General features: G+C 55.5%; 22 protein-coding genes. 12 read left to right on the top strand and 10 right to left on the bottom strand.

All coding sequences use genetic code 11. From position 1 onward, the window contains the following. The first annotated feature begins 438 nt into the window (after positions 1–438). The 7 genes from GOV85_RS03595 (at position 439) to GOV85_RS03565 (ending at position 9,213) form a co-directional block, all read left to right on the top strand. Positions 439–1,833, top strand: coding sequence for a DNA methyltransferase (locus tag GOV85_RS03595; RefSeq protein ID WP_254442950.1), 1,395 nt, complete (start codon positions 439–441; stop codon positions 1,831–1,833). Continuing rightward, a complete protein-coding gene (locus GOV85_RS03590; protein WP_170719166.1) occupies positions 1,826–2,275 on the top strand; it encodes a DUF5681 domain-containing protein in 450 nt (149 codons plus the stop codon). The genes GOV85_RS03595 and GOV85_RS03590 overlap by 8 nt, the downstream gene beginning before the upstream one ends. Then, the gene (gene terL, locus GOV85_RS03585; RefSeq protein ID WP_171175057.1) at positions 2,256–3,746 is read left to right on the top strand and encodes a phage terminase large subunit; all 1,491 of its coding nucleotides are present in this window, start codon (positions 2,256–2,258) and stop codon (positions 3,744–3,746) included. The genes GOV85_RS03590 and terL overlap by 20 nt, the downstream gene beginning before the upstream one ends. A gap of 570 nt (positions 3,747–4,316) precedes the next feature. Next, positions 4,317–5,357, top strand: coding sequence for an extracellular solute-binding protein (locus GOV85_RS03580; RefSeq protein WP_371415275.1), 1,041 nt, complete (start codon positions 4,317–4,319; stop codon positions 5,355–5,357). Next, positions 5,358–7,574 (top strand): iron ABC transporter permease, encoded by a 2,217-nt coding sequence (locus GOV85_RS03575; RefSeq protein ID WP_171175055.1) that lies wholly within the window; start codon positions 5,358–5,360, stop codon positions 7,572–7,574. Next, positions 7,571–8,644, top strand: a complete 1,074-nt coding sequence (locus tag GOV85_RS03570; RefSeq protein ID WP_171175053.1) for an ABC transporter ATP-binding protein — start codon at positions 7,571–7,573, stop codon at positions 8,642–8,644. The genes GOV85_RS03575 and GOV85_RS03570 overlap by 4 nt, the downstream gene beginning before the upstream one ends. 2 nt (positions 8,645–8,646) lie before the next feature. Continuing rightward, positions 8,647–9,213, top strand: coding sequence for a histidine phosphatase family protein (locus GOV85_RS03565; RefSeq protein WP_170660750.1), 567 nt, complete (start codon positions 8,647–8,649; stop codon positions 9,211–9,213). A 6-nt stretch (positions 9,214–9,219) separates the two neighbouring features. On the opposite strand, the gene GOV85_RS03560 is transcribed toward GOV85_RS03565, so the two are convergent. The 3 genes from GOV85_RS03560 to GOV85_RS03550 form a co-directional block, all read right to left on the bottom strand. Further along, entirely contained in the window at positions 9,220–9,987 is a 768-nt protein-coding gene (locus tag GOV85_RS03560) for an inositol monophosphatase family protein (protein WP_170660751.1), read from the bottom strand. A 592-nt stretch (positions 9,988–10,579) separates the two neighbouring features. Next, positions 10,580–11,389 carry an NAD(P)-dependent oxidoreductase gene (locus tag GOV85_RS03555; protein ID WP_171175051.1) on the bottom strand — a complete coding sequence of 270 codons (810 nt, stop codon included), beginning with the start codon at positions 11,387–11,389 and terminating at the stop codon, positions 10,580–10,582. Next, positions 11,377–12,318 carry a hypothetical protein gene (locus tag GOV85_RS03550; protein WP_174835205.1) on the bottom strand — a complete coding sequence of 314 codons (942 nt, stop codon included), beginning with the start codon at positions 12,316–12,318 and terminating at the stop codon, positions 11,377–11,379. Before GOV85_RS03550 ends, GOV85_RS03555 begins: the two co-directional genes overlap by 13 nt. On the opposite strand from GOV85_RS03550, the gene GOV85_RS03545 reads away from it, so the two are divergent. Both GOV85_RS03545 and GOV85_RS03540 read left to right on the top strand, forming a co-directional pair. Further along, the gene (locus GOV85_RS03545) at positions 12,245–12,952 is read left to right on the top strand and encodes an IS6 family transposase (protein WP_171175049.1); all 708 of its coding nucleotides are present in this window, start codon (positions 12,245–12,247) and stop codon (positions 12,950–12,952) included. The genes GOV85_RS03550 and GOV85_RS03545 overlap by 74 nt on opposite strands. A 429-nt stretch (positions 12,953–13,381) precedes the next feature. After that, on the top strand, positions 13,382–13,564 hold the full coding sequence (locus tag GOV85_RS03540; protein ID WP_171175047.1) for a hypothetical protein: 183 nt from the start codon (positions 13,382–13,384) through the stop codon (positions 13,562–13,564). Positions 13,565–13,655: 91 nt separating this feature from the next. Here the strand turns inward: GOV85_RS03540 and urtE are convergent, their stop codons facing one another. The 6 genes from urtE to GOV85_RS03510 all read right to left on the bottom strand — a co-directional run bounded on the left by urtE (position 13,656) and on the right by GOV85_RS03510 (position 20,178). Then, the gene (urtE, locus tag GOV85_RS03535; protein ID WP_171175045.1) at positions 13,656–14,363 is read right to left on the bottom strand and encodes an urea ABC transporter ATP-binding subunit UrtE; all 708 of its coding nucleotides are present in this window, start codon (positions 14,361–14,363) and stop codon (positions 13,656–13,658) included. Then, positions 14,353–15,093, bottom strand: coding sequence for an urea ABC transporter ATP-binding protein UrtD (gene urtD / locus GOV85_RS03530; RefSeq protein WP_171175043.1), 741 nt, complete (start codon positions 15,091–15,093; stop codon positions 14,353–14,355). Before urtD ends, urtE begins: the two co-directional genes overlap by 11 nt. Further along, complete coding sequence (gene urtC, locus GOV85_RS03525) at positions 15,090–16,343, bottom strand: urea ABC transporter permease subunit UrtC (RefSeq protein ID WP_371732350.1); 1,254 nt, start codon at positions 16,341–16,343, stop codon at positions 15,090–15,092. The genes urtD and urtC overlap by 4 nt, the downstream gene beginning before the upstream one ends. Before the next feature lie 10 nt (positions 16,344–16,353). Next, on the bottom strand, positions 16,354–18,309 hold the full coding sequence (gene urtB, locus GOV85_RS03520) for an urea ABC transporter permease subunit UrtB (protein ID WP_171175041.1): 1,956 nt from the start codon (positions 18,307–18,309) through the stop codon (positions 16,354–16,356). Positions 18,310–18,371: 62 nt separating this feature from the next. Beyond that, the gene (gene urtA, locus GOV85_RS03515) at positions 18,372–19,646 is read right to left on the bottom strand and encodes an urea ABC transporter substrate-binding protein (RefSeq protein ID WP_171175039.1); all 1,275 of its coding nucleotides are present in this window, start codon (positions 19,644–19,646) and stop codon (positions 18,372–18,374) included. Positions 19,647–19,932: 286 nt separating this feature from the next. Further along, positions 19,933–20,178 carry a hypothetical protein gene (locus GOV85_RS03510; protein WP_171175037.1) on the bottom strand — a complete coding sequence of 82 codons (246 nt, stop codon included), beginning with the start codon at positions 20,176–20,178 and terminating at the stop codon, positions 19,933–19,935. A 427-nt stretch (positions 20,179–20,605) separates the two neighbouring features. On the opposite strand from GOV85_RS03510, the gene GOV85_RS03505 reads away from it, so the two are divergent. Continuing rightward, the gene (locus GOV85_RS03505) at positions 20,606–20,917 is read left to right on the top strand and encodes a hypothetical protein (RefSeq protein ID WP_171175035.1); all 312 of its coding nucleotides are present in this window, start codon (positions 20,606–20,608) and stop codon (positions 20,915–20,917) included. A 40-nt stretch (positions 20,918–20,957) separates the two neighbouring features. On the opposite strand, the gene GOV85_RS03500 is transcribed toward GOV85_RS03505, so the two are convergent. After that, entirely contained in the window at positions 20,958–21,857 is a 900-nt protein-coding gene (locus tag GOV85_RS03500) for a LysR family transcriptional regulator (protein WP_171175033.1), read from the bottom strand. Between the two features lie 101 nt (positions 21,858–21,958). On the opposite strand from GOV85_RS03500, the gene GOV85_RS03495 reads away from it, so the two are divergent. Both GOV85_RS03495 and GOV85_RS03490 read left to right on the top strand, forming a co-directional pair. After that, positions 21,959–22,249 carry a putative quinol monooxygenase gene (locus GOV85_RS03495; RefSeq protein ID WP_171175031.1) on the top strand — a complete coding sequence of 97 codons (291 nt, stop codon included), beginning with the start codon at positions 21,959–21,961 and terminating at the stop codon, positions 22,247–22,249. A 21-nt stretch (positions 22,250–22,270) separates the two neighbouring features. Continuing rightward, positions 22,271–23,284, top strand: coding sequence for a zinc-binding alcohol dehydrogenase family protein (locus GOV85_RS03490; protein WP_171175029.1), 1,014 nt, complete (start codon positions 22,271–22,273; stop codon positions 23,282–23,284). Position 23,285: the final 1 nt, after the last annotated feature.

The following is a 23,285-nucleotide window of genomic DNA, read 5'->3' as shown; positions in this document are numbered from 1 at the left end:
CTTTGATCTTGGGTCAGCGAGATGCCGAACCCCGGTACCGAGGAGCGCCCGAATGGCTCGGGCGTGGGTTTAGTGATGCGTGGTTGACGGCAACAGTCCAGCTCTTTCTGAAACGATTACTGGAGGCGTGTGTTTTGAAGGGCGTCGATGCCGTACCCCCGATTATTCGTCAACAATCTTAATTGGTTACTTTTAGTTTGGGGGGTTGCGTCTCGTATTGATGGCACCTACATTCGACCTAATCGCCCGGACTATCAGGGCGGGAAACTGCTCCCGCAGGCAGCACTCATTGGAAACACAGGTTTCCGCAGAGAGCATTCAAAGGAGCAACGTCTCGGATCGTTTGGTCCGGGGAGTTGCGATTTGTGCTCTCTCCGATTTTCCAACGCGATCCCTCCATCTCGACGTCCGCGCGGCGTCACGCAAAAGGAGGCGGTTATGCCTGCCAACAAAACACAAAGTGACGCTCTGGCGTCCAATACGCCGATCTGGATGGCGGAGAAAGTCATCCAATTGAAGATCAGCCAGATCAAGCCCTACGCCAACAACAACCGCGTGCACGCGGCCAAGAATATCGACAAGCTTAAGGCATCGGTGGCCCAGTTTGGCTTTGTCACTCCGATCCTCGTGGATGCTGAGGGTACCATCATCGCGGGTCATGGCCGCTGTGAGGCCGCTAAGGCCCTGGGGTTGAATTCCGTACCGACTGTTGTCGCGGATCACTTGTCAGATGCAGAAGTTCGTGCTTTGCGCATTGCGGATAACAAGCTGGCGGAATTGTCCGACTGGAACGAAGCGGCCCTTCAGATTGAATTTGCGGAGCTGATGGATCTCAGCCTTGATGGCGAGCTGGATTTTGATCTGGAAATCACGGGGTTCGAGGCACCGGAGATCGACATCATCATCGATAGTGCGGACGAGGCCACGGAGACGGAAGCGGAAAGTGTAGAGGCCCCGGACCCTGCGGCACCCGTAATCACGGAGCCGGGCGATCTTTGGGTTCTTGGAGATCATCGCATCTTCTGCGGGGACGCCCTTCAAGCCCAGAGCTACGACACCTTGCTGGAAGGCGAGACCCCGCAGATAGTCTTCACCGATCCGCCTTACAACGTACCGGTCAATGGGCATGTGCGGTCCGGCAATAGCGCCGAACACCGCGAGTTTGCCATGGCGTCGGGAGAAATGTCGGATAGCGAGTTCCGCGGCTTTCTTTCAGGCGTGATCACCCAGTTGTTTGGCCGTCTGCCAGACGGGCGTATTGCAATGATCTGCATGGACTGGCGTCATATCGAAGAACTGATTGCGGCGGGCAAGGCAGGTGGCTTTGATCTCATCAATCTCTGCGTCTGGAATAAAACTAACGGAGGGATGGGCAGCCTTTATCGTTCCAAGCACGAGCTGGTTGCGATCTTCAAGAAACCAGGTGCTGCGCATGTCAACAATGTCGAATTGGGCAAACACGGGCGCAACCGGACCAATGTCTGGGATTATGCCGGTGTGAACAGCTTTGGGGCAGGGCGCGAGGCGGATCTCTCAGATCATCCCACGGTGAAACCGACAGCTCTGGTTGCAGATGCCATCATGGATGTGAGCCACCGCGGCGACGTCGTGCTGGATGCCTTTTGCGGGTCCGGCGCGACCTTGCTGGCGGCTGAGAAAACCGGGCGCCGGGCGCGGCTGATTGAGCTCGACCCGGTTTATGTCGATGTCGCTATCCGACGTTGGCAGGAGATGACTGGTGAGAACGCCGTGCATGCGGTGACAGGCCTGACGTTCGATGCGCGTTCTGCGGCCAGCGACACCACCTCGAAGCAGGAGGCGGATCATGTCTGACGATACGAAAGATTACGAAGTGGGCTACGGCAAACCGCCCAAAGCGACCCAGTTCAAGAAAGGCAGATCCGGCAATCCAAAAGGCCGGCCGAAAGCGTCGAAGAATGTTGGGTCGATGCTTGAGGAGGTCTTCTTTCGGAAAATCTCAATCACCGAGAATGGATCACGCCGCGAGGTCACGATGCTGGAAGCAATTCTGCGCCAGTTGGTGAATGGGGCAGTCAAAGGCGAGATGCGCTCGATTGACCGGGTGCTCAAACTGTTGCCCGCGGTTCAGGAGGCACGCGCCGCAGAATTGGCGGGTGGCGAAGGCGCAACTGCGGCCGACCCCGGTTCAGACCTGGCCGCCCTGGAAGTGCTGGCAGATATGTTTGGCAGCGATCCGGATCAGCTTTTTGCAAGCATCCAGGGAGGCATCGACGATGAATGCCCTGAATTCTGATGATCGCAAAAGGCTGGCAGAGGCTGCGATGCGTGAAAACCTCTACGCATTCCTTGCGGGCAGTTTTGCTATCTTGTGTCCGGGCGAGAAGCTTGCCCGGGCCCCTTACCTGGAGGCCATGTGTTATGCCCTTCAACGCGTGGCCTCCGGTGAGTGCCAACGGTTGATGATCTCGATAGCCCCTCGCCATCTGAAATCGATCTGTGGATCTGTATTGTTGCCAGCCTTTGAGCTTGGACGCGATCCGACAAAGAAAGTGGTTGTTGTCAGTTACGGCAAAGATCTGGCGCGAGAACATGCGGAACAGTTTCGTCGGCTGGTGACCAGCCCGTTTTATCAGCGCCTGTTTCCAAAGATGAAGGTCGATCCCAAACACAACCGGTTCGAACATATGAAAACCACTAAAGGCGGCGGGCGCAAATCGGTCTCTCTTGGCGGTGGTATCACCGGCTTCGGTGCAAACCTCATTATCATCGACGATCTGGGTAAACCCTCTGAAATGCGCCACGATACGTACCGGCAGGAGTTGCGTGACTTCTTCGACCAGACCCTGTTCTCGCGGCTGAACGACAAGCGCACCGATCGTATTGTCTCGATCCAGCAGCGTCTGCACCCGGATGACTTCTCGGCCTACCTCTTGGAAAAGGACACATTTGACCATCTTTGCCTGCCGTCGATCGCGGAGATCCCGGAAGAGATCCCGCTCTACAACAACCGTGTGCTGAAGCGTCGGCCAGGGGACTTGTTGAACCCAGAGCGGGAACCGCAGGAGGTTCTTGATCGGATCAAGGCCGACATAGGCAATTTTGCCTTCCAAGCACAGTATCAACAGAACCCCACGGACGGTGAAAACGAATTTCTCTCAATGTCCGATTTGCATCTAGTGGAAACCTTGCCGGACGAAGACGTGTTCGTCCGGCGGGTCCAAAGCTGGGATACAGCCGCGAAGGATAGTCCGCGTTCTGACTTTACGGTGGGGCTGACCTTTGGGTGGCATGCGTATGAAGAGAGATGGTATTTGCTCGACGTCTTTCGGGCTCGAACGAACTATACTGAGGTGCGCAACGCTGTTCTTCGATTGCGCAAACAGTGGCGCGCGGACCGGGTCCTGATCGAGTCCTCGGCGATGGGTATCCACCTTTTGGATGAATTGAAACGCACCGCTGCAGGTGTTTACATGCCCGTCAACGTGGTCACCGACAAACTGGACCGCTTCATCCCACAGACCGACTGGATAAAATCTGGTAAGTTAGTCATCCCTACGGACAAGCCCTGGTTTGATGAGTTTCGTAGGGAACTGCTGGCGTTTCCGGATGCTGTCAAAGATGATCAGGTAGATGCCCTGACCCAGTTCGCTGAATACATGCGTCGAAGGCAAGGGACGTATCTCGATACAGATCCTTACACCGGCCGCCGCCAAGGCAACTATCGACCCGAACGACCAAGAAGGGAAGATCGCATGCGGTTCTGACGCCAGCGAGGGCGTTTTCCAGCGACCTTGGGTTGGATACCAAGTCTTCGACCTCGAACGTCTGCGATGGAGCGCAAAGCTGCCGTTAGGGCCAACTGCAGCGAAGGTCCGCTCGAGCCCATTGTTGACGTTCGGAGGGTAAATTTCCTCGGTCAAGTAGCGCGATGAGAACGCACTCACTGCGTGAACCCACACATCACAAGTGGGGTCAAAATCGGAAGCTAGCTTTCAACATTCGCGGCAAAATCTGTATGACGGCTAGACCATCTGATTGCCCAGAACATATTCGCCAATTGGCGCAAGTATCAAGCTCCGCGCATTCGAAGGCTATGGGTGAACTTGCGATCTTCCTTTGAATAATGCTTGCAATGGTGCTTCGTTTGGATCGCACTGATTTTGTCGCTCTGCAAAAATCCTTGCGAAACAAGTGTTAGAGTGGTCAGACTTACATAGTCACAAAGAGGAAAAGCCGTACCGAGACCGGTGAAATAAGAAGATGCCACAATTAAGCGTGGCCGCCCTCACAGGTGACATGACAGTTCCCGGCTCAAAGCTGGAAGCTGGATAGTTATGGGAGGAAAGACTTTGAAAAAATTGACAAACACACTTGCTGGCTCACTGATCGCATTCGCCGCTTCCATGGGTGCTGCGCAAGCCGACAAGCTGACATTCTACTGTTCGGCGCAGGAAGACTGGTGCCAGCTGATGGCGCGCAGTTTCGAGGACGCCACCGGCATTGACGTGAACATGACTCGCAAATCCTCTGGCGAGACTTTTGCGCAAATCCGTGCGGAAAGCTCAAACCCAAAAGGAGATGTCTGGTGGGGCGGCACTGGTGACCCGCACCTTCAAGCCGCCGAAGAAGGTTTAACTATGGAATATGTCTCGCCCATGCGTGACCAGTTGCATGACTGGGCAATTTCACAGGCCGAAAGTGCTGGCAACAAGACCATCGGTATCTATTCGGGTGCGTTGGGCTATGGCTACAACTCTGACCTCCTGGCGGCCAACAACCTGCCTGAACCCGCCTGCTGGAAGGACCTGCTCAAGCCTGAGTATAAAGGGCACGTTCAGATGGCGAACCCGAATTCGTCCGGAACTGCTTACACGACGCTGGCGTCGATGGTGCAGATCTTTGGCGAGGACGAGGGCTTTGAGTTCATGAAAGGCCTTCACGCCAACATAAATCAGTACACCAAATCCGGTTCGGCGCCCATCAAGGCCGCGGGTCGTGGCGAGAACACGATAGGCATTGTCTTCATGCATGACGCGGTCAAGCAGGCGGTATCGGGCTTCCCTGTAAAGGTTGTCGCCCCGTGCGAAGGCACTGGTTACGAGATCGGTTCGATGTCGATCATTGAAGGCGCTCGCAACGAAGAAGAAGCCAAAAAGTTCTACGACTGGGCGCTGAGCGCCGAAGCGCAAAACCTCGCGCTTGAAGTCAATGCCTTCCAGGTTCCGTCCAACAAGGGTGCGCAAACATCTGAAAGCGCCCCGGATATGAGCCAGATCAAGCTGATTGACTACGACTTCAAAAAGTACGGCTCCTCTGATGAACGTAAGCGTCTGCTGCAAAAGTGGGACGAAGACGTTTCGGTTCTGCCGCAGTAAGTGACTGACACTGCGAAAACCAGGACCCACCCGGTATTGATCTTCTGGATCATTGTCGGGTGGGTCGGCTACGTCCTGCTGCCATGGTACATGGTTGAGGATGGCCTTTGGTCATTTGAATGGCTCTTTAACGGCTATCCGTATGACGAAGATTTTGCGCCCGCTCTATTTCTGATCGGGCAGGGTGAAAAGCTCTGGCTTGCACCCTTGCTGATACCGCTGGCATTGCCAATTCTGGTGCTTGGGAAACCTAAATCTGATCCGATCTACGCTAAGATCCTGATACTTGCGGGTGCACTGGGCTTTGGCTGGCTGATTGCGCAAGGCTTCGGGATCGGCATTCGCGGCTTCAACTTCGACTGGCTCAAGGCCCTGTTTGGCGCGCAAAAAATCCGACAGTTCGGCATGGGGTATGGCGCGATGCTCTGTGCGTCGGCCTTCCTGTTCCTGCTCACGCAGGGCATCGCGGCGCGCGGTGCAGTCAACGGCGATGTGTTTGTCGTCAGCGCCATCGGCGGTGTCATTACAATTGTCACCGCCTTCGTGTTCTTTCCAATTGCCAACATGCTGTTTTCGGCCTTTGTGACCGAAGACGGCGCCTATTCGGTATCTGTTTTTGCCTCGAAGTTCTTTGATGATCGTCTCTGGGGATTGGGGTGTTTTTGGGGTGCGAAATGCGGCGCCGCGTGGAACTCCCTCTTTTTGGCCATTCTCGTCGGCCTGATCACCACGGTTCTGGGACTTTGTTTTGCGCTTGTGGTCACCAGGTCAGGGTTTCGGTTCAAGCGTGGGATGCGCGCGCTGACTGTTTTGCCAATAATCACGCCTCCCTTCGTAATCGGGCTGGCCTTGATCCTACTCTTCGGTTTGTCCGGGTCGGTCACAGTCTTTTTCGCTAATCTTTTTGGCGTGCAACCGTCGCGGTGGCTCTATGGAATGCCGGGCGTCCTGATCGCCCAGACGCTGGCCTTCACTCCCATCGCATTTCTGGTGCTGATTGGTGTTGTCGAAGGCGTGTCGCCGTCGATGGAGGAAGCCGCCCAAACGCTGCGCGCCAATAGGTGGCAAACCTTCCGAACGGTGTCGCTGCCCCTGATGAGACCCGGTCTGGCGAATGCATTTCTGCTCGGCTTCATCGAAAGCATGGCCGACTTCGGCAACCCGCTTGTTCTAGGCGGTAATTTTGACGTTCTGTCGACCGAGATATTCTTTGCCATCGTCGGCGCGCAATATGATCAGGGTCGGGCCGCCGTGCTGGCCATGGTACTGCTCTTCTTCACGCTGTCTGCTTTTTACGCGCAGCGCGCCTGGCTCGGTAGGAAAAGCTACACCACCGTTTCCGGCAAGGGGGACGCCGGGGTGCATCCGCTGATGCCCAATGGGCTGGCAATACCCGTGCTGGCCATCGCGACCATCTGGGCGCTGTTTACAGCGGTTGTTTACGGCATGATCATTTACGGCAGCGTCGTTGAGCTTTGGGGTGTCAACAACACGCTCACCTTCAAACACTATTTCACCGCCTTCTCAGTTCGCTTTGAAGAGGAAGGTATCCGCTGGACGGGTGCCGCATGGGACAGTTTCTGGACCACCATCAGCATTGCGGCCATAGCGGCTCCGCTGACGGCAGCTGTAGGACTGGTGACCGCCTACTTGCTCACGCGCCAAAATTTCTCCGGAAAAAACGCCTTCGAATTCGGAACGATGCTGTCCTTCGCCATTCCCGGTACCGTCATCGGGGTCAGCTACATCCTGGCTTTCAACGTTCCCCCGATTGAAATCACAGGCACTGGTGTGATCCTCGTGATCAGCTTCATTTTCCGCAACATGCCCGTCGGCGTGCGTGCGGGCATTGCATCCATGTCGCAACTGGACAGGTCGCTTGATGAATCCTCGCTGACTCTGGGTGCAAACTCGTGGCAGACGTTCCGACGCGTGATCCTGCCCCTGCTCAAGCCCGCCATCCTAGCGGCACTCGTCTACAGTTTTGTCCGCGCGATGACCGCGATCTCGGCAGTCATTTTTCTGGTATCGGCCGAATACGACATGGCGACCAGCTACATCATCGGGCGCGTCGAGAACAATGACTACGGCCTTGCCATCGCCTATTCCACCACGCTGATCTTCGTGATGCTGGCATCTGTAGGGCTTTTGCAATTCCTCGTGGGCCGCGTGCAGATCGGACGGCGCACCCAGATCGGAGCGGAAAGAACGACATGACGGATACCAACATTGCTAGTAAAGCCGCGCCGGTTCGGTTCGAAGGAGTGTCAAAAGTATTTGGCAAAGATGTCGTGGCCGTCGACAACATCGACCTGCATGTGGAAGCAGGTAAACTGGTGACGCTGCTGGGACCATCGGGCTGCGGCAAAACAACGACGCTGCGCATGATTGCCGGTCTGGAGATGGCCAACTCGGGCAGGATCGTGATTGGCGATCGCGACGTGACCAAGCTGCCCGCGACCGATCGCGATGTGTCTATGGTGTTTCAGTCTTACGCCCTGTTCCCACATATGAGCGTGCTGGAAAACGTGATGTACGGTTTGACATTCTCCGGCTTTGCTAAGAGCGAGGCCAGATCGCGCGCGATCAAAGGGTTGGAACTGGTGGGCCTCAAGGGCTTCGACAACCGTTTGCCTAGCGAGCTGTCAGGAGGCCAGCAACAACGTGTCGCAGTCGCCCGCGCGCTGGTGCTGGAACCGCAGGTGCTGCTCTTTGACGAACCCCTTTCGAACCTCGATGCCAAACTGCGCCGACAGGTGCGCGAAGACATTCGCTCCATTCAGCGGGACCTCGGACTGACGGTTGTCTATGTAACCCATGATCAGGAGGAAGCGCTTGCCGTGTCCGACGAGATCGTCGTCATGCGTAACGCCGCCATCGCCCAGATCGGCACACCACGGCAACTCTATGACGCACCAATCGACCGCTTCGTGGCTGACTTCATCGGTGAAGCGAACCTGATCGAGTGCAAAATCGTCGAAGTCGATGGCGATCAGGCGACAATCGACATCGAAGGTCACCGCCACAGCTTGCCCTCTCGCGATTTGCTCGTGGGTCCGGCAACGCTGGCGGTGCGTCCGTCCCGCATCCTGATCGGATACGAAACCGGCATCCCGGCAAAAGTCTCCAAAGCTACCTATGTCGGCGTGCGCATGGAATATACGCTGACCGGCGCATTCGGACAGGTGTTTGCCGTGCAGGACGACGTGGATGATCCGTTGCTACCGGGCGCTGACGTCAAAATGGCCTTTGCAGACCGGGGACCGGTTTTGCTGCCGAAGGGCTGACATTGCCGAAACTCGTTATCATTTCGCACCCGGAAGTGGTCGTGAACCCAGAGATCGCAATCACCAACTGGGAACTGAGTGAGGTGGGCCGCACCCGGGCCGAAGCATTTGCAAATGCGCCGATCATGGCTTCGGTCAGCGCCATCTGGTCCAGCACCGAACGCAAGGCAGAACAGACAGCTGCGATCCTGGCCAAACCGCACGGCCTTGAAGTGAAGGTAAACCCGGCGCTGGGCGAAAATGACCGCAGTGCCACCGGTTTCTTGCCACCGCACCAGTTCGAAGCCGCCGCCGATGCATTCTTCGCTGCACCCGACGTGAGCTTTCGCGGCTGGGAAACCGCGACAGATGCTCAGGCCCGGATTGTCGGGGCAGTCACGTCAATCATGGACGCGCACGATGGTGGTGATCTTGCCATCGTAACCCACGGCGCGGTTGGGACGCTGCTGTGGTGTCATCTCTCCGGGGTGCGGATTGATCGCCAGCACGACCAGCCTGGGCAGGGGCATTTCTGGAGCGCTGATTTGGACACGCTGTGCTGCAACCCCGGCTGGCGGGCTATCGCCTGACGCAAATCAGACGTGCCACGCCTTCTCGCAAATTGCTTTGAGATCATCAAAGATCTTTGGCGTACCGGCAATGACACGGCCACCATCGCGGATCATTTCATTCACGTCCTGTTCTTCGACGACGCCGCCCGCCTCTGTGATCAACAGCTGACCGGCAAGACAGTCCCACGCGTTCATATGCTCTTCGACGTACCCCAACAGCCGGCCTGCTGCGACATAGGCAAGCGACAGCGCGCCGCTTGCATTGCGATGATACATGGCCCCGCGTTCGATGATGGCTGAAATGATTGGTATCACCTTTGCCGCTTCGATGCGGTTCGAATATCCGACCGAGACGGTCCCGCTTGCCATATCGACGCCTGATGCGACCTGCATTGGCTGCCCGTTGAGCGTTGCTCCCGCCCCCCGCATGGCGACATAGGTCTCAGCCACGTTCGGCTCGTGAATGACACCGATTTGTGTTTGTCCCTCTGAAACAACCGCCAGGACGATCGTCCACGCCGGAATGCCGTTTACGAAGTTCGTGGTGCCGTCAATTGGGTCTATTACCCAGTCAAACCCACTGGACCCTGATTTCGCAGCGTGCTCCTCTCCGAAGATTGCGTCATCGGGATAGGCCTCGGCTATTTTTTCGCGAACATACGTCTCGACATTCCGGTCGGCTTCGCTGACCCAATCCTGAGCACCCTTTGCATCCACCACCAGAGTGTCTCTATTGCCAAAATATTTTATAGCCAATGCACCTGCTTCTTCAGCCAATTTGGTGGCGAACATACTTCGATCAGAGATGCTATGCACTCGACCCTCCTGCCGTTAAATTCTGTTTCTGATTATGAACAATAGGCGGTGCCGGGGGTCAGCACCACTAAGCAACATTGAAACCCGTTTCGTCGGTTTCTTCAGATACATATTACGACAACGAAATGAAGCCCCAAACCAATCGTGGACAGCGGACCTATGCATTTGATGTCTCTTACGTGAAGGCCCGCTTTGAGCGCGTTGTAGCCCAAAGCCGATTAATTTCCGACGGTACAGCTTAAACCCATAAAACCTTTGACCGACCATAAATCTAGCGACTGCCTTGTCCGCAGAGCGGTCATTCAGACGGAACGCAGCGAACGACCGCTCTGAGCCAAAATTTACCGATGTTGCTTACGCGCATGCCAGATTTGGTGCGATCCATAGCAACAAAAGTTCGAAAATTCCGGAGGTATTGTCAAAAGAACTTGGGTTGAGCGGGACAGGGGCGTCATGTCATTCTCCGTCGACCGCGAAGAGGAAAACGCTCATCTTTTCAATTTCTTAATTCGGTACGAGGTTTCGGAAGCTGATTGTGCGAGACGCAATAATGCCCGGACCTTGTACTCTACCAATCTGGAAAACGTGTCGTGAAATAGCTGGGGAGTCGGACTGTAAACAGCCGTTTCAGCGTGGATCTTAAGACAATGCCCACTGTTGTTTTCGCGGGGCATCCGTCCTTTGGAGAGTAGCCAATCGCTTGCCGCGTTTCGGTGATGTCCCAGCGCATCCCCGGGTTATCTGACATTAGGTTCAGGGCTGCGAAGGAAATGTCCTTGGCATCTATTGCGGCGCGCATTCCGCCTAAAAAGTCCCGATCGCTGAGCCACATCTCCTGACCCCATCGGCCCATCGCCATATGCGTGCCGGGCTGATTGTCATGAGTCCATTGCGTCCATCCGATGCGCAGGCAGATGACCGACAGTCCGTAATGCTCGGCGAAATAGGCCCCTATCCGTTCACAGAACAGCTTTGACACGCCATAGGCGTTTACTGGACCTGGTGTTGTCGTGCTGTTGAGAACGTCGTGCGTGAACCTTTTGTCGCCGTGGACCCAGTTGGAGCTGGCAAGAACTACCCGGCTGACGCCCATGGCTGCCGAATGGTGATAGAGTGAAAGCGTTGCATCCATATTGTGTTTGATCGCGGAGGCCCAGGTGGCGGAGGGCTCTCGGTCACCAGCTAGATGCACGACAACGTCCACTCCCTTAAGCAAACTGACCCAACTGCTGTCGTCGGACAGGTCTGCGGTGTGAATGTCGGGATGATCAACGGGGCGAATGTCGATGCCAGAAACGGTGTAGTCGGGGTCGCTTTCTAGCGCGTCAAAAAGTTTGCGGCCGAGATGCCCACCAGCGCCTGTAATCAGGACATGCATGACAGGAATTCCTTGTTGTTTGTGAGCCCCAATGGCATTTGGGATGCATCTTCCTCCGCCAAGACGCGGAACGTCTGCCGAAAATTCAGCGTTTCATTCGGTGCGAGGTTGCGTGCCGGGGAGTGCCACTCCGCTTCGCAATAGGCGTAATCGCCCGAGTTAAAGACCTCAAACGGATAGTCGTGTGCAAATTGATCGCCCTGTTGTAGTTCTGGTACTGAACACATCAGCAGAGGGCCATCAGCGCCGCACCGCGCCACTGTACGTCCGTTTGGGTTCGGTAGCCTGACCTTGAATTCCTGCTGTCTGTTGCAATCCACGACAATGCCTTTGCCGTGCGTAGCTATCATCCCTTCGGCAGAGCCAAAAACAGGATGATGTGCAGGGTCTACCAATTCGACACCGATCTTGGCAGGGGTGTTAAGCATCATGACTGACCAAATGCCGGTGAGGCGCAAGGAGGTCCCATGGTTGGCAACGATGTGTTCTATGTCCCAGCTCTCCGCGGAGGTTAGTGTGATACGGCGCGACACCGACAAGCGCGAGGTCGGGCATACTGCGCTGGTCATGTCGACATGAGTGCTGCTTCTTGAAGTGATCTGGTAAGCGCCGCTGTCCAACACGGGAAACGGAGCGCCGTTTACCCAGGATGCATCCGGGGCGATCCACGTCTTCTCTCCGCCCCAGAGCGGAAAACCAAATTGTGGAGAGCGTGTGGGCAGATCAGTAAGCTGCGTGTCATCGACCTCCAACCCGTCGAGATCTGTGTTTTGAAATAGGAGGGAGCGCCCCTGGAAAGGTCTTGTCAGAAGAACTTTGCTTGAGGCGGGCAGGGTGGTTGCGTAGCTTTTGCCCATGACCAGACCCATGTCTTTCAAATACTTTAAAACCAGTCCCGAGATCATCCGCTTGGCGGTTATGCTGTACATCCGTTTCCCGCTCTCGCTTCGGAATGTCGAAGATCTGTTGCACGAGCGAGGCATCGACGTTAGCCACGAAACTGTCCGATATTGGTGGAACAGGTTTGGTCCAATGTTTGCAGCTGAGATCCGACGGAAGCGTGTTCAGCAACTGCGCGCCTTCTCCAAATGGAAGTGGCACGTTGACGAGGTTTTCGTGAAGGTGAATGGCAAGCGGCATTATCTTTGGCGGGCTGTTGATCACGAAGGTGAGGTGCTGGAAGCCGTTGTCACCAAACGCCGAAACAAAGCTGCAGCACTGAAATTCCTAAAGAAATTGATGAAGCGACACGGTTGCGCCGAAGAGATCGTCACAGATCGCTTCGCTTCCTACAAGGCTGCGCTCAGAGAAATGGGCGCGCTTGAAAAACAAAGGACGGGCAGGTGGCTCAACAACCGCGTCGAGAATTCGCACCTCCCATTTCGACGACGCGAACGCGCGATGCAACGTTTCAAACGCATGCGAAGTTTACAGAAATTCGCCTCCGTCCATTCTTCCGTCTACAACCACTTCAACCGGGAAAGATCGCTAGCCAGTCGAGATACCTTCAAGCTGACCCGCGCCGCCGCTCTTAGCGAGTGGCGTCAGCTTTGTTCCGGATAGGTTCGCGGTTTCCGCAGCAAACTGAGACTGGTTCGAATTAGTCTGACAGCACCTATTCTTCTTTGCGCGCGTAAAAATAGTTGATTTGTTGCATTTTGGAATCAAGTATCCGCACGCGTGGTAAAACTGAATTACCTGTGTTACTTACGCATTCGCCAGACTTTTCTGGTCGCCTCCTGGAGATGTAAGTGAGTGGCGTCGCCAGGAGGCTGCTGATATATTGAGCGGGTCGTTACAGGGAAACTATGAAAGAAGCGATTTTATAGTCAGAAGAGATATGTGACTCGCCTTGAGCAATGTCGCTTATTTCGGGATTCCCAGAGATTCTTGTTCGACGTCACAAGGAAACATTCAAACATCAGCATAATTCTGGATTTATTGCGTCAGTACGTGCTTTCTTCGACCGTTAAGGAAGTAGGGGAGAGCCAAATGAAACAGGAGCTGAGAACGTTGACGATTTGGTCATTCCTTTGGTTCACGGCATTTTCGATTGCTTTTCCCATCGGCGCGCAAGAAACTGAGGCTGTCGAGGTCGAGAACGACGATCTTATTAATGCAGCCGTAGATGAGATGATTGCGGCCGATGATCTCGAAATCCTACTTGTTCCCTGAAGTGAGTTAAGAGACGGTATGTGCATAAGCCGGAAGTGTTGAATGCGGTGCGTCAAGCATGACAGAGTAGAAGGGAACCACTAAAATGCCGTTAAACAGATACCGCGGACAATAGTTGTTCTTTGCCAATTTGGCATTTGGATCCGCATAGAAGAGGGGTGCCTCGCTCGAGAACCAAGAATTCATCGCCTAACGAATAAGCAAACTCAAAAAACTGCTCGACCAAAATTATGGCCATTTCGCCTTGATCGCGTAGCAGGCCGACGACTTCCCCGATCTGTTTGATAATGTTCGGTTGAATACCTTCGGTCGGCTCGTCCAAAAGCAGTATCTTTGGCTTCGTGATCAACGCACGCGCAATTGCAAGCTGTTGCTGCTGACCTCCAGATAAGTCGCCCCCGCGCCGAGAAAGGAACTCTTCTAAGATCGGAAAAAGCTCGAAAATATAGCCGGGGATCGCGTGATCGCTGCGGGGCAGGCAGGCGAAGCCTGTTTCGAGGTTTTCGCGAACCGTTAAAAACGGAAAAATCTCGCGCCCTTGCGGAACGTAAGCCACTCCTTTTCTGGCGAGTTCAAAGGAAGTGACATTGCCGATTATTTCGCCGTTCAGGACATAGTCGCCACCGCTGCGGGGATGCGCGCCGGATATAGCTTTCAACAGGCTTGTTTTTCCAACGCCATTGGTGCCCATGACACAGGTCACTTGACCTTGACGCGCGGTGATGTCGACACCGTTCAAGATCTGGCTGCCTCCATAGTGAAGGGTCAGATCGGAGATGTTCAGAAAGTCAGCGGCCAAGATAAACCTCGATTACTCTTTCGTTCTGGGTGACATGGTCCAACGATCCTTCGGCCAGAACCGACCCCTCATGCAGAACGGTTACTTTGCAGTTGAGGCGGCTGACGAACTCCATATCGTGTTCTACGACGACCACTGCTCGGGTTTTGGCCGCTTCAACAAGGATGTCGGTCGTATGTTCGCGCTCTGCCGGGGTCATCCCTGCCGCAGGCTCATCCACCAGCAGCAATTGCGGATCCTGGGCCAGCAGCATCCCGATCTCGAGCCATTGCTTTTGCCCGTGGCTAAGTTCACCGGCTTTGCGGTCCAAGGCGCTCTGCAGACCGATTTCGTCGGCCAGCGATGCGACTTTCTCATGATCTTGCTGACGCGCCCGGAACCGCAGCACGGCCAACGGCCCGCGTTTGTTTTTCAGGGCAAGAATCAGGTTTTCGCGGACACTTTGGTCTTCGAACACAGTTGGTCTCTGGAACTTTCGCCCCACTCCGGCCTGCGCGATCTGACTTTCGCTCATCGACAGTAATGAGACAGATTTTTCGCCCCACAGAACATGACCATCGTCCGGCTTGGTTTTGCCCGTGATGATGTCCATGAACGTCGTCTTTCCCGCCCCGTTCGGGCCGATGACAGCGCGCATTTCGGCGGGGCCGATTTGGAACGTGAGGTTGTTGATCGCCTTGAAGCCGTCAAAGGATACTGAAACGCCAGAAACTTCGAGAAGTGTGCTCATTCATTCGCCTCCTTTTCGCGCAACGATCCAAGGTCCGGTCCCAGGTCGGCCCCATGTCGGTCCGGTGCGCGGCGTTCCGTAAGCTTGTCGATCAGTCCCCCTATGCCGCGGGGCGCGAAAAGCGTGACCGCAACAAACGAGAACCCAAGCAGGATGGTCCACCAATCGACCCATTGGATCGTGTAGAACCCCAGCGAGATGTCGGGGGCCTGCCCGCCTGTGAACCATGTCGACAGCAACGAGACAAAGGCCGCACCGATCACCGCCCCGTACAGCCGTCCGCGCCCGCCGATCGCCACCCAAACGGCCAGATAGATTGACGCAATGGGCGCAATTTCGGCCGGGTTAATGATGCCCGCCTGTGGATAGTACAAAGCTCCCGCGATACCACAGATCACGGCGGTGAAGGTAAAGATGAAAAGCTTGTAGGCCTCGACCGAGTATCCAAGGAACCGGACGCGGCTTTGGTCGTCGCGGATGGCGCGAATAACCGATCCGAATTTGCCAGACACCACCCATGCGCAGACAAGGTAGCCAAGGCCTAGCGCCAAGGCGGACGCCCAGAAGAACAGGATCGAAACCGTTGATTGCGGCACCGAGTCCAGCCCTGGCAGGTTCTGCAGCCCCGACAAACCGTTGTTCCCGCGCAACCCGCTGTCGTTCTGGAACAGGTACAGGGACAGCGCCAGTGTCATCGCCTGCGTCAGGATCGACAGGTAAACCCCGGTCACCCGGCTGCGAAACGCCAGCCACCCAAAGATAAGTGCCAGAAGACCGGGCACCAACACGACGGCAGCCAGTTGCAGCGGCAGGGAATGTGCAAAAGCCCAGATCGGGGGGAACTCGGATGCGCCGACAACGCCGAAAATCTGGGTGGCAATGCCATCCGAGATTTCCTGGGCCGTCGGCGGCAAGGCAGAGGCCGCGAGGCTGTCGACCACGATAATCTCGGTACGGGCGTACATCAGCCACATACCGATGGCATAGCCGCCAATGCCAAAGAACGCCATGTGCCCCAGCGACAGGATACCTGTGTATCCCCACACCAGATCCATCGCCAGTGCAGCAAGACACAGGCACAGCGTTTTGCCCAAAGTTTTGATAAAGCTGGTGGAAATCAGCCCGATGCCAAACCCTTCGCCCAAAACGGTGATGATGGCAGTAAACAGGGACAGGAAGATCAGAAAGATCGCGACAGAGGGATAGCGCAGCACCAGTGGCTTGCGTATCGGTTCGACTGTAGAAGTCATGTCAACCATATCACGCTTCCGCCGCCCGACCTTTGAGCGCGATGATGCCGCGCGGTCGGAATTGAATGAACAGGATGATGAAAAGGATCATGTAGGTCTGCGCCGCCAGCGTATTGGACGGGTTGAACCACTCGATCCCCTTTTGCAGCGTTCCAACCATCGTCGCGCCCAGCAGCGTGCCCCAGATGTTGCCAACGCCGCCGACGACCACCGTCATAAAGCTTTGCACGATGTAGTCAGAGCCCATCTCGGACGTGACTTTGGCGTACAGCCCGATGGCCACGCCGGCGATGCCAGCAATGCCCGAGCCCAGACCGAACGTCAACATGTTGATCCGGTCCGGGTTGATCCCCATCGAGGATGCCATGCGGTTGTTCTGGGTTACGGCCCTCACCTCAAGCCCCAGCCGAGTTCGGTTCATGACGATAAGGAATAGCGACAGAAACAGCAGCGCCAGAACGAAGATCGCGATGCGGATGTAGCTGATCGACACGATGTCGTTCAGAACCATCGACCCATCCAACCATGCCGGAGCCGTCAGAGGACGCGCCTGCGTGCCGAATATATTCTTGGCCAGTTGCTGCAAGGCAATGGAAACGCCGAAGGTTGCCAGCAACGTCTCTAGCGGGCGGTGATACAGCCACCGAATGACCAGCCGCTCCAGCAGAACTCCGGCCCCGAAGGTCACGAGAAACGCGCAGGGAATGGCCACAAGTATCGAAAGCGTCAGGTCAGGAATGAACAACTGCACCACATAGCCGGTATAGGCGCCCATCATGATAAACTCACCATGCGCCATATTGATCACGCCCATGACCCCGAAGGTGATCGCAAGACCGATCGCCGCAAGGAAATAGATCGAGGCCAGAGACAGCGCGTCCAACACCAGATCCGCTGTCTGGTTCAAAGCAACCTGCGTTTCGATGTTGTCCAAAGCCGCCTGCGCAGCAAGAGCGATGGGCAGGGGGGCTGAGACGTAAACCTTGAAAAACTTATGCTTTTGAACAGTTTCGGCAATATCTTCCTGTGTCACCAGCGGGGTCGCAAGACCTTGCTGGGCCAACACCTGATACGCGGCCTCTCGGGCGGCGTCCTCGTCAAGGCTCGCCACTTGTACACCCGCAACGGTATCGCCGTTTATGTTGGCGATCAGGGTTTGCTTTACCGCTGCGGCATCCACCGGTTCCGGGGCCAACCCATTTGCGACAAGAAGTTTATAGGCCTGGTCCTGCGTCAACTCGTCTGATCCGACCTCAATGCCAACCGCACCGTCCGGGATTTGATCTGCGACCTTGATTTCGGATGAAACCAAAGGATTGAGCGTTGCCCTGACATCTACACCCAGATCGCCGGCAAAGCTGTCGATTGCAGCAAGCCTCGCAGCCTCATCCTCATCAAAGCGAATGGTGAGCAAGCGTTCCAACCGGTCTTTGCGCGCCTTGAGGTCGGCGTCTTGTTCAGCTTCGATGGAACCCCGCAGGGCAGACAGGTGCGACGCCTCGTCGTCTCGCTCAATCGCTGTCAAAGCAGCGTCGCGTGTCCTGGGATTGGGGTCGTTCAGCTGAAACTGTACCAGGGCAGACGCGATCAACCCGCGAATACCAGAATTGGGTTTGAGTTGTTTGTATTCCTTCTTATCGACAACTCCGATCTCGACACCGTCAGATACATCAAAAATCTGCAACCCACCGTCAGCCGTTGAGGCAAAGACAAAAAGACCGGTTTCTTTGTTGAACCACATGTCCTTGGCCTGCCAACGCTCCAGAACGGTCTGCGCTTCCGGCAGTCCACTTTGCGCCAACGCGTCAATCGCGGGGCCAATCGTCTTGCGAGAGGATTTCTGGATCACCTCCGCGTGGGACCGCAATATCTGCTGAACCGGGGCGTCTGCGGATTGCGCTTGCAAAAGGGTAGGGGCCACAAGGACCAGCAGGGCAAGCACTGCCCGCCTGAACGGAAGCGTCATTTAGGAATACCTTTGTTTTGAGCCTCGGGGCACAACTCGTGCGCCCCGAGGAATTCAGGTTCTTAGTAGTTGGACTTGATCTGTACGCAGCTCTCAGTTTCGGTGTTGTACATACCGCAACCCAGCTGTTTCCAATCCGACACGAGAATGGCGGATTCAGGCAAATAGTCGGTCCAGGCGTCGCCCGGAACTTCTTCTGTCTGGCTGATGATGTCGAACTGACCGTCTTCCTGGATTTCACCGATCAGAACCGGCTTGGCCAGATGGTGGTTGGGCAACATCACAGCGGTGCCGCCTGTCAGGTTCGGGAATTCCTGACCGTACATGGCGGTCCGAACGGCGTCGACATCGGTGGTGTCGGCAGCAGTCGCCGCGTTCACCCACATATTGAAGCCGATGTAGTGGGCCTCCATCGGGTCGTTGGTCACACGGTCTTCACCCATGCGGGCTTTCCACGCTTCGACCCATGCCTCGTTCGCATCGCTTTCGGCCGACTGGAAATAGTTCCAGGCCGCCAGGTGACCGACGAGGTTGGTGGTATCCAGACCGGCCAACTCTTCCTCACCGACCGAGAAGGCGACAACCGGAATGTCGTCAGCCGAGATACCGGCGGCAGCAAGTTCCTTGTAGAAACCGACGTTCGCATCGCCATTGATGGTCGAAATCACTCCGACTTTCTTGCCGTCTGCGCCAAGCGCGACCACGTCGGCCACAATCTTGGACCAGTCCGAATGACCGAACGGCGTGTAGTTAACGAAAATGTCCTCTTCCGCGATGCCCTTTTGCTTCAGATAGCTTTCGAGGATGTTGTTCGTGGTTCGCGGATAGACGTAGTCGGTTCCCAGCAGCGCGAATTTTTCAACTTCCAGCTCATCCAAGAAGTAATCCGTGGCTGGGATCGCCTGCTGGTTCGGCGCGGCACCTGTGTAGAATACGTTTTTCGAGCTTTCTTCGCCCTCGTACTGAACCGGATAGAACAGCAGTCCATTCAATTCTTCGATTACCGGCAGGACGGATTTGCGGGAAACAGAAGTCCAGTTGCCAAAGATCACGTCAACTTCATGCACTGTCAGCAACTCACGCGCCTTTTCGGCAAACAGTGGCCAGTCCGAGGCCGGGTCTACAACGACGGCTTCAAGCTCGCACCCCAAAAGACCACCGGCTTCGTTTTGCTGTTCGACTAGCATTTCCATTGTGTCTTTCAGCGTCGTTTCCGAAATGGCCATGGTGCCAGACAACGAATGAAGGACGCCAATCTTGATCGGGCAATCGGCCAGTGCAGGCAATGAACTGGCCAACAGGACTGCGGCGGTTGTGGTGAGAAGTTTGGTGTGCATCAGCATTTCCTTTTATGCGACGCGCAGCAGGGTTGTTCGGGGCGCTTAAACGTCCCATATACCCACTACGCATAATTGCGGTGTGCGAGGGCGTCTTCAGGTTCCTAGGCCGGGCACCTTCGCACATGTTCCAAGCCGTCTTGCGGCACTCCATATTGCTAGGATAGTTCTCCACAACACTCAGAGTCTCATGACCCGAGTTACTGGACAGATTGAGGGTATTGCCTGATTTTGCGGCAGCGCAGCATGTCTCGCTTAAAAATGCGGCAACGCAGCGAAGCGACTCTTATACACCGCCCAGGATCAACAGATTACACTGATCCAAATACTGCTTGGCGGCACGGCGCGCCGCACTTGCTTTCACCTCATCCGAAGCAAAGGTCGCGGTTTGCAGCAAACGTGCATGCGCGTGTTTGGAATTCACCCTGTGGCTTAGGACAAATTCTGCGTTGTCCGCTGTCGTAGTCGCTTCCAGCAATGAGATAAATCCGCCGCGCCGCAGTTCATAGTCCTGAGCTTTTGGATCGTTCAAGAGCCACGCGTGTTCCATTTCAGCCGAGAATCGCCCTGCACAACCCGCAAAGGACTTTACGATCCCAATTTCCGCATATAGCAACCCAGAAGACACCAGGGTGCACAGATTTGAAAGCAAAAGTGTTCTCAAAGCGCTCATAAAATAACCATCATCAATGGAATTGCGCCCGTCAAGGCAGCGCTCTGAAATTAACTGTGTTCAGTTTAGGGCTTACTTGAAATAGTATTTCCCGCCTTTTTCGAGCTCAGATTTGGTTAATCATAGCGGTTCCTCAATGAACGGCTGAGCTCGCCCTAAACTTCTGAAGAGGACGAGTTGACGCTTACTATCGGCTTCAAATAACTAAAGCGTCGCATTGGTTGGAAGTTTCAAAGTCTGAACTGAGACCCGCTTGAGACTCTCGATCCGCTAACCAAGACCAAGATTGAGCACGCTCAAGCAGTCGTTCACTCAAACCAAACGTGCTGCAATGCAGCTAACGACAGCTTTGTCCGCACAGCGGTCATTCATGCATTACGCGGCGAAAGACTGCTTTGAGCCCATGACCGCCATTGCAATTTCTCGCTGCGCGCGCTCACAGCACGAAAATCGCCGCGTCCGCATCATTCTCAGCGCCGCTGCGCGGCGTGAAAACCAGCCATTCACGCTGAGCGCGGCGAGACCTAATACATCAATGAGCAAGTCGCGGGACTTTGCTGCCATTGTTGCTCTCGATTCGAACGGCAGCTTAATGTAGTATCGCGTTGGCGGGGTGCCTTGATACCTCGAAGAAAACTCTACTTTTCACTACGCTGATCACGCACCTTGACACGAAGGTGTTCGGCGAATGCAGTCACCCGGCGTGGCTGTGCTCTCCCTGGTGGGAACATCACCTGCAGTGGATTTGGCGGAGGTAAGTCGTCTTCAAGCAATGATACCAGGGCTCCGGAGCGAATGTCTTCAGCGACATCCAACTCTGATTTCAGGACGATCCCGTGTCCGGCCAGCGCCCAAGACCGAATGAGCCATCCGTCATTTACAACCCGACTTCCACGAACCGTGACCCGGTGACGCTTGGGCCCTTTGCCGAAGTCCCACACGTTGTCCAAGGTCTCGCCAAAGCGCATCACGAGGCAATTATGATCTGCAAGATCGTCAGCTGATTGCGGTTTACCATGCTTTTCTAGGTACGCCGGTGCCGCACAAACGAGGCGCTGAAAGGCCCCGAGGCTTCGCACCCTGAGAGTGGAGTCGGTCACGTTGCCAAAGCGCACTGCCAGATCAAATCCCTGACCGACTAGATCGACGTATCCGTCGGACAAAGACAGTTCGATGGAAACGGCTGGGTTCTCTTGAGTGAACGTCGATATAGCCTGCGATATAATGGAACGCCCAAGATCAACAGGTGCTGAGATGCGGATCGGTCCAGAGAGCGTGTTGGCCCCGTGGCGAATGCGTGTTTCGAGGTCAAAAACCTCGCTCAGAACTGACTTGGCTCCATCTAAAAGCGTACGGCCCTCCTCAGTTAAGCTAATTGAACGCGTTGTACGGTTGAACAGAACCACGCCATAGTAGGCTTCGAGAGCCGCCAAGCGTTCGGAGACAGTTGTTGTGGATAGGCCGGATTCGCGCGCCGCTGCAACGAGGCTGCCTTTCTCAGCAATGGTCAGGAACAGTCGCAGGTTGTCGATAAACATTGGCCGTAAATTCCGGATTATGATTTTGGTATATGGCCGTTTATCCCGAAAAAGCGGGTTCGTAAATTGCCGTCATCGACACCGAACAAAGGATGATTCCAATGGCCAAGCTGACCATCGTCGCCAACATCAAAGCCAACCCTGACAAGATCGACCTGGTAAAAACCGAGCTTCTTAAGCTTATCGACATCACGCGGGCCGAAGAAGGCTGTATCAACTACGATCTGCATCAGGACAACGAAAACCCGGCGCATTTCTTGTTCTATGAGAACTGGGAAAGCCGTGAATTGTGGCAGACGCATATGGGTGCGCCGCACCTGGCCGCCTACATGGCAGCGACCGATGGGGCTGTCGAAGAGTTCACGTTGAACGAGATGAGCATCATCGGCTGATCAGACCAGAAGGAGCACGCCATGAAAGCTGTCGGATATACCGAGACGGGCCCGATTGTTCGACCCGATGCATTGATCGACTTTGATGCCGATAAGCCCGGCGCGACTGGACATGATCTGCTGGTGAAGGTGGAGGCGATTTCAGTCAACCCTGTGGATACCAAAATCCGGCAGCGGCGTGCTCCGACTGGAGGGACACCAGATATATTGGGGTGGGATGCCGCCGGTGAGATTGTTGACATCGGTGATGCCGTCAAAAATTTTTCGGTCGGTGAAAAAGTTTACTACGCAGGTTCGGTGAACCGGCCCGGAACCAACTCCGAATATCATCTCGTCGATTCCCGCATCGTCGGCAGAGCGCCGGGTTCTATCCCGACCTCTGCGGCGGCGGCGATGCCCCTGACAACGCTCACTGCCTATGAAATGCTGTTTGACCGGCTCCGGATCGATAGCCCGGTACCCGGCGGAAGGAAGACACTCTTGGTAATCGGCGGCGCGGGTGGCGTGGGGTCCATCACCGTCCAGCTTGCTCGCACGCTTTCCGACGTGACCATCATCGCGACGGCCTCCCGGCCCGAGACAAAAGCTTGGGTCGAGGAACTCGGGGCGCATCACGTCATCAGCCACGCAGAACCACTTGGCCCTCAGATTGAGGCCCTTGGCGTTGGGAGCATAGATTTCGTCTACTCGACGACGCACTCGCATCTGTATTCGGAGGAAGTCGCCGGGATCATGACGCCGCAGGGTCGATACGGCCTGATCGACGATCCAGAGACATTCGACATCATGCCTTTCAAGTCCAAGGCCATCTCGGTCCATTGGGAGTTCATGTTTACGCGTCCGATGTTCGAGACCGCCGACATTGGGCGACAAGGCGACATACTGAACGAGGTCGCCGCATTGATCGACGCGGGTAAGGTTAAGTCCACAGTTGCCGAGAGTTTTGGCACCATCAACGCGGCCAATCTGATCAAGGCCCATGCACTGCTGGAGAGCGGCAAGTCTAAGGGCAAGATCGTGCTGGAGGGTTTCTAAG

The sequence above is a fragment of the Ruegeria sp. HKCCA4633 genome, assembly GCF_013034605.1.
GTDB lineage: Bacteria > Pseudomonadota > Alphaproteobacteria > Rhodobacterales > Rhodobacteraceae > Ruegeria.
The sequence above is the reverse complement of the archived record's forward strand: the minus strand, read 5'-3'. Positions and strand labels throughout refer to the sequence as shown.

Coding starts and splice junctions, on each gene's coding strand:
- GOV85_RS03595 (WP_254442950.1), top strand. CDS start 439: ATGCCTGCCAACAAAACACAAAGTGACGCTCTGGCGTCCAATACGCCG.
- GOV85_RS03590 (WP_170719166.1), top strand. CDS start 1,826: ATGTCTGACGATACGAAAGATTACGAAGTGGGCTACGGCAAACCGCCC.
- terL (WP_171175057.1), top strand. CDS start 2,256: ATGAATGCCCTGAATTCTGATGATCGCAAAAGGCTGGCAGAGGCTGCG.
- GOV85_RS03580 (WP_371415275.1), top strand. CDS start 4,317: ATGGGAGGAAAGACTTTGAAAAAATTGACAAACACACTTGCTGGCTCA.
- GOV85_RS03570 (WP_171175053.1), top strand. CDS start 7,571: ATGACGGATACCAACATTGCTAGTAAAGCCGCGCCGGTTCGGTTCGAA.
- GOV85_RS03560 (WP_170660751.1), bottom strand. CDS start 9,987: ATGTTCGCCACCAAATTGGCTGAAGAAGCAGGTGCATTGGCTATAAAA.
- GOV85_RS03555 (WP_171175051.1), bottom strand. CDS start 11,389: ATGCATGTCCTGATTACAGGCGCTGGTGGGCATCTCGGCCGCAAACTT.
- GOV85_RS03545 (WP_171175049.1), top strand. CDS start 12,245: ATGACCAGACCCATGTCTTTCAAATACTTTAAAACCAGTCCCGAGATC.
- GOV85_RS03550 (WP_174835205.1), bottom strand. CDS start 12,318: ATGTACAGCATAACCGCCAAGCGGATGATCTCGGGACTGGTTTTAAAG.
- GOV85_RS03540 (WP_171175047.1), top strand. CDS start 13,382: ATGAAACAGGAGCTGAGAACGTTGACGATTTGGTCATTCCTTTGGTTC.
- urtD (WP_171175043.1), bottom strand. CDS start 15,093: ATGAGCACACTTCTCGAAGTTTCTGGCGTTTCAGTATCCTTTGACGGC.
- urtC (WP_371732350.1), bottom strand. CDS start 16,343: ATGACTTCTACAGTCGAACCGATACGCAAGCCACTGGTGCTGCGCTAT.
- urtB (WP_171175041.1), bottom strand. CDS start 18,309: ATGACGCTTCCGTTCAGGCGGGCAGTGCTTGCCCTGCTGGTCCTTGTG.
- urtA (WP_171175039.1), bottom strand. CDS start 19,646: ATGCACACCAAACTTCTCACCACAACCGCCGCAGTCCTGTTGGCCAGT.
- GOV85_RS03500 (WP_171175033.1), bottom strand. CDS start 21,857: ATGTTTATCGACAACCTGCGACTGTTCCTGACCATTGCTGAGAAAGGC.
- GOV85_RS03495 (WP_171175031.1), top strand. CDS start 21,959: ATGGCCAAGCTGACCATCGTCGCCAACATCAAAGCCAACCCTGACAAG.
- GOV85_RS03490 (WP_171175029.1), top strand. CDS start 22,271: ATGAAAGCTGTCGGATATACCGAGACGGGCCCGATTGTTCGACCCGAT.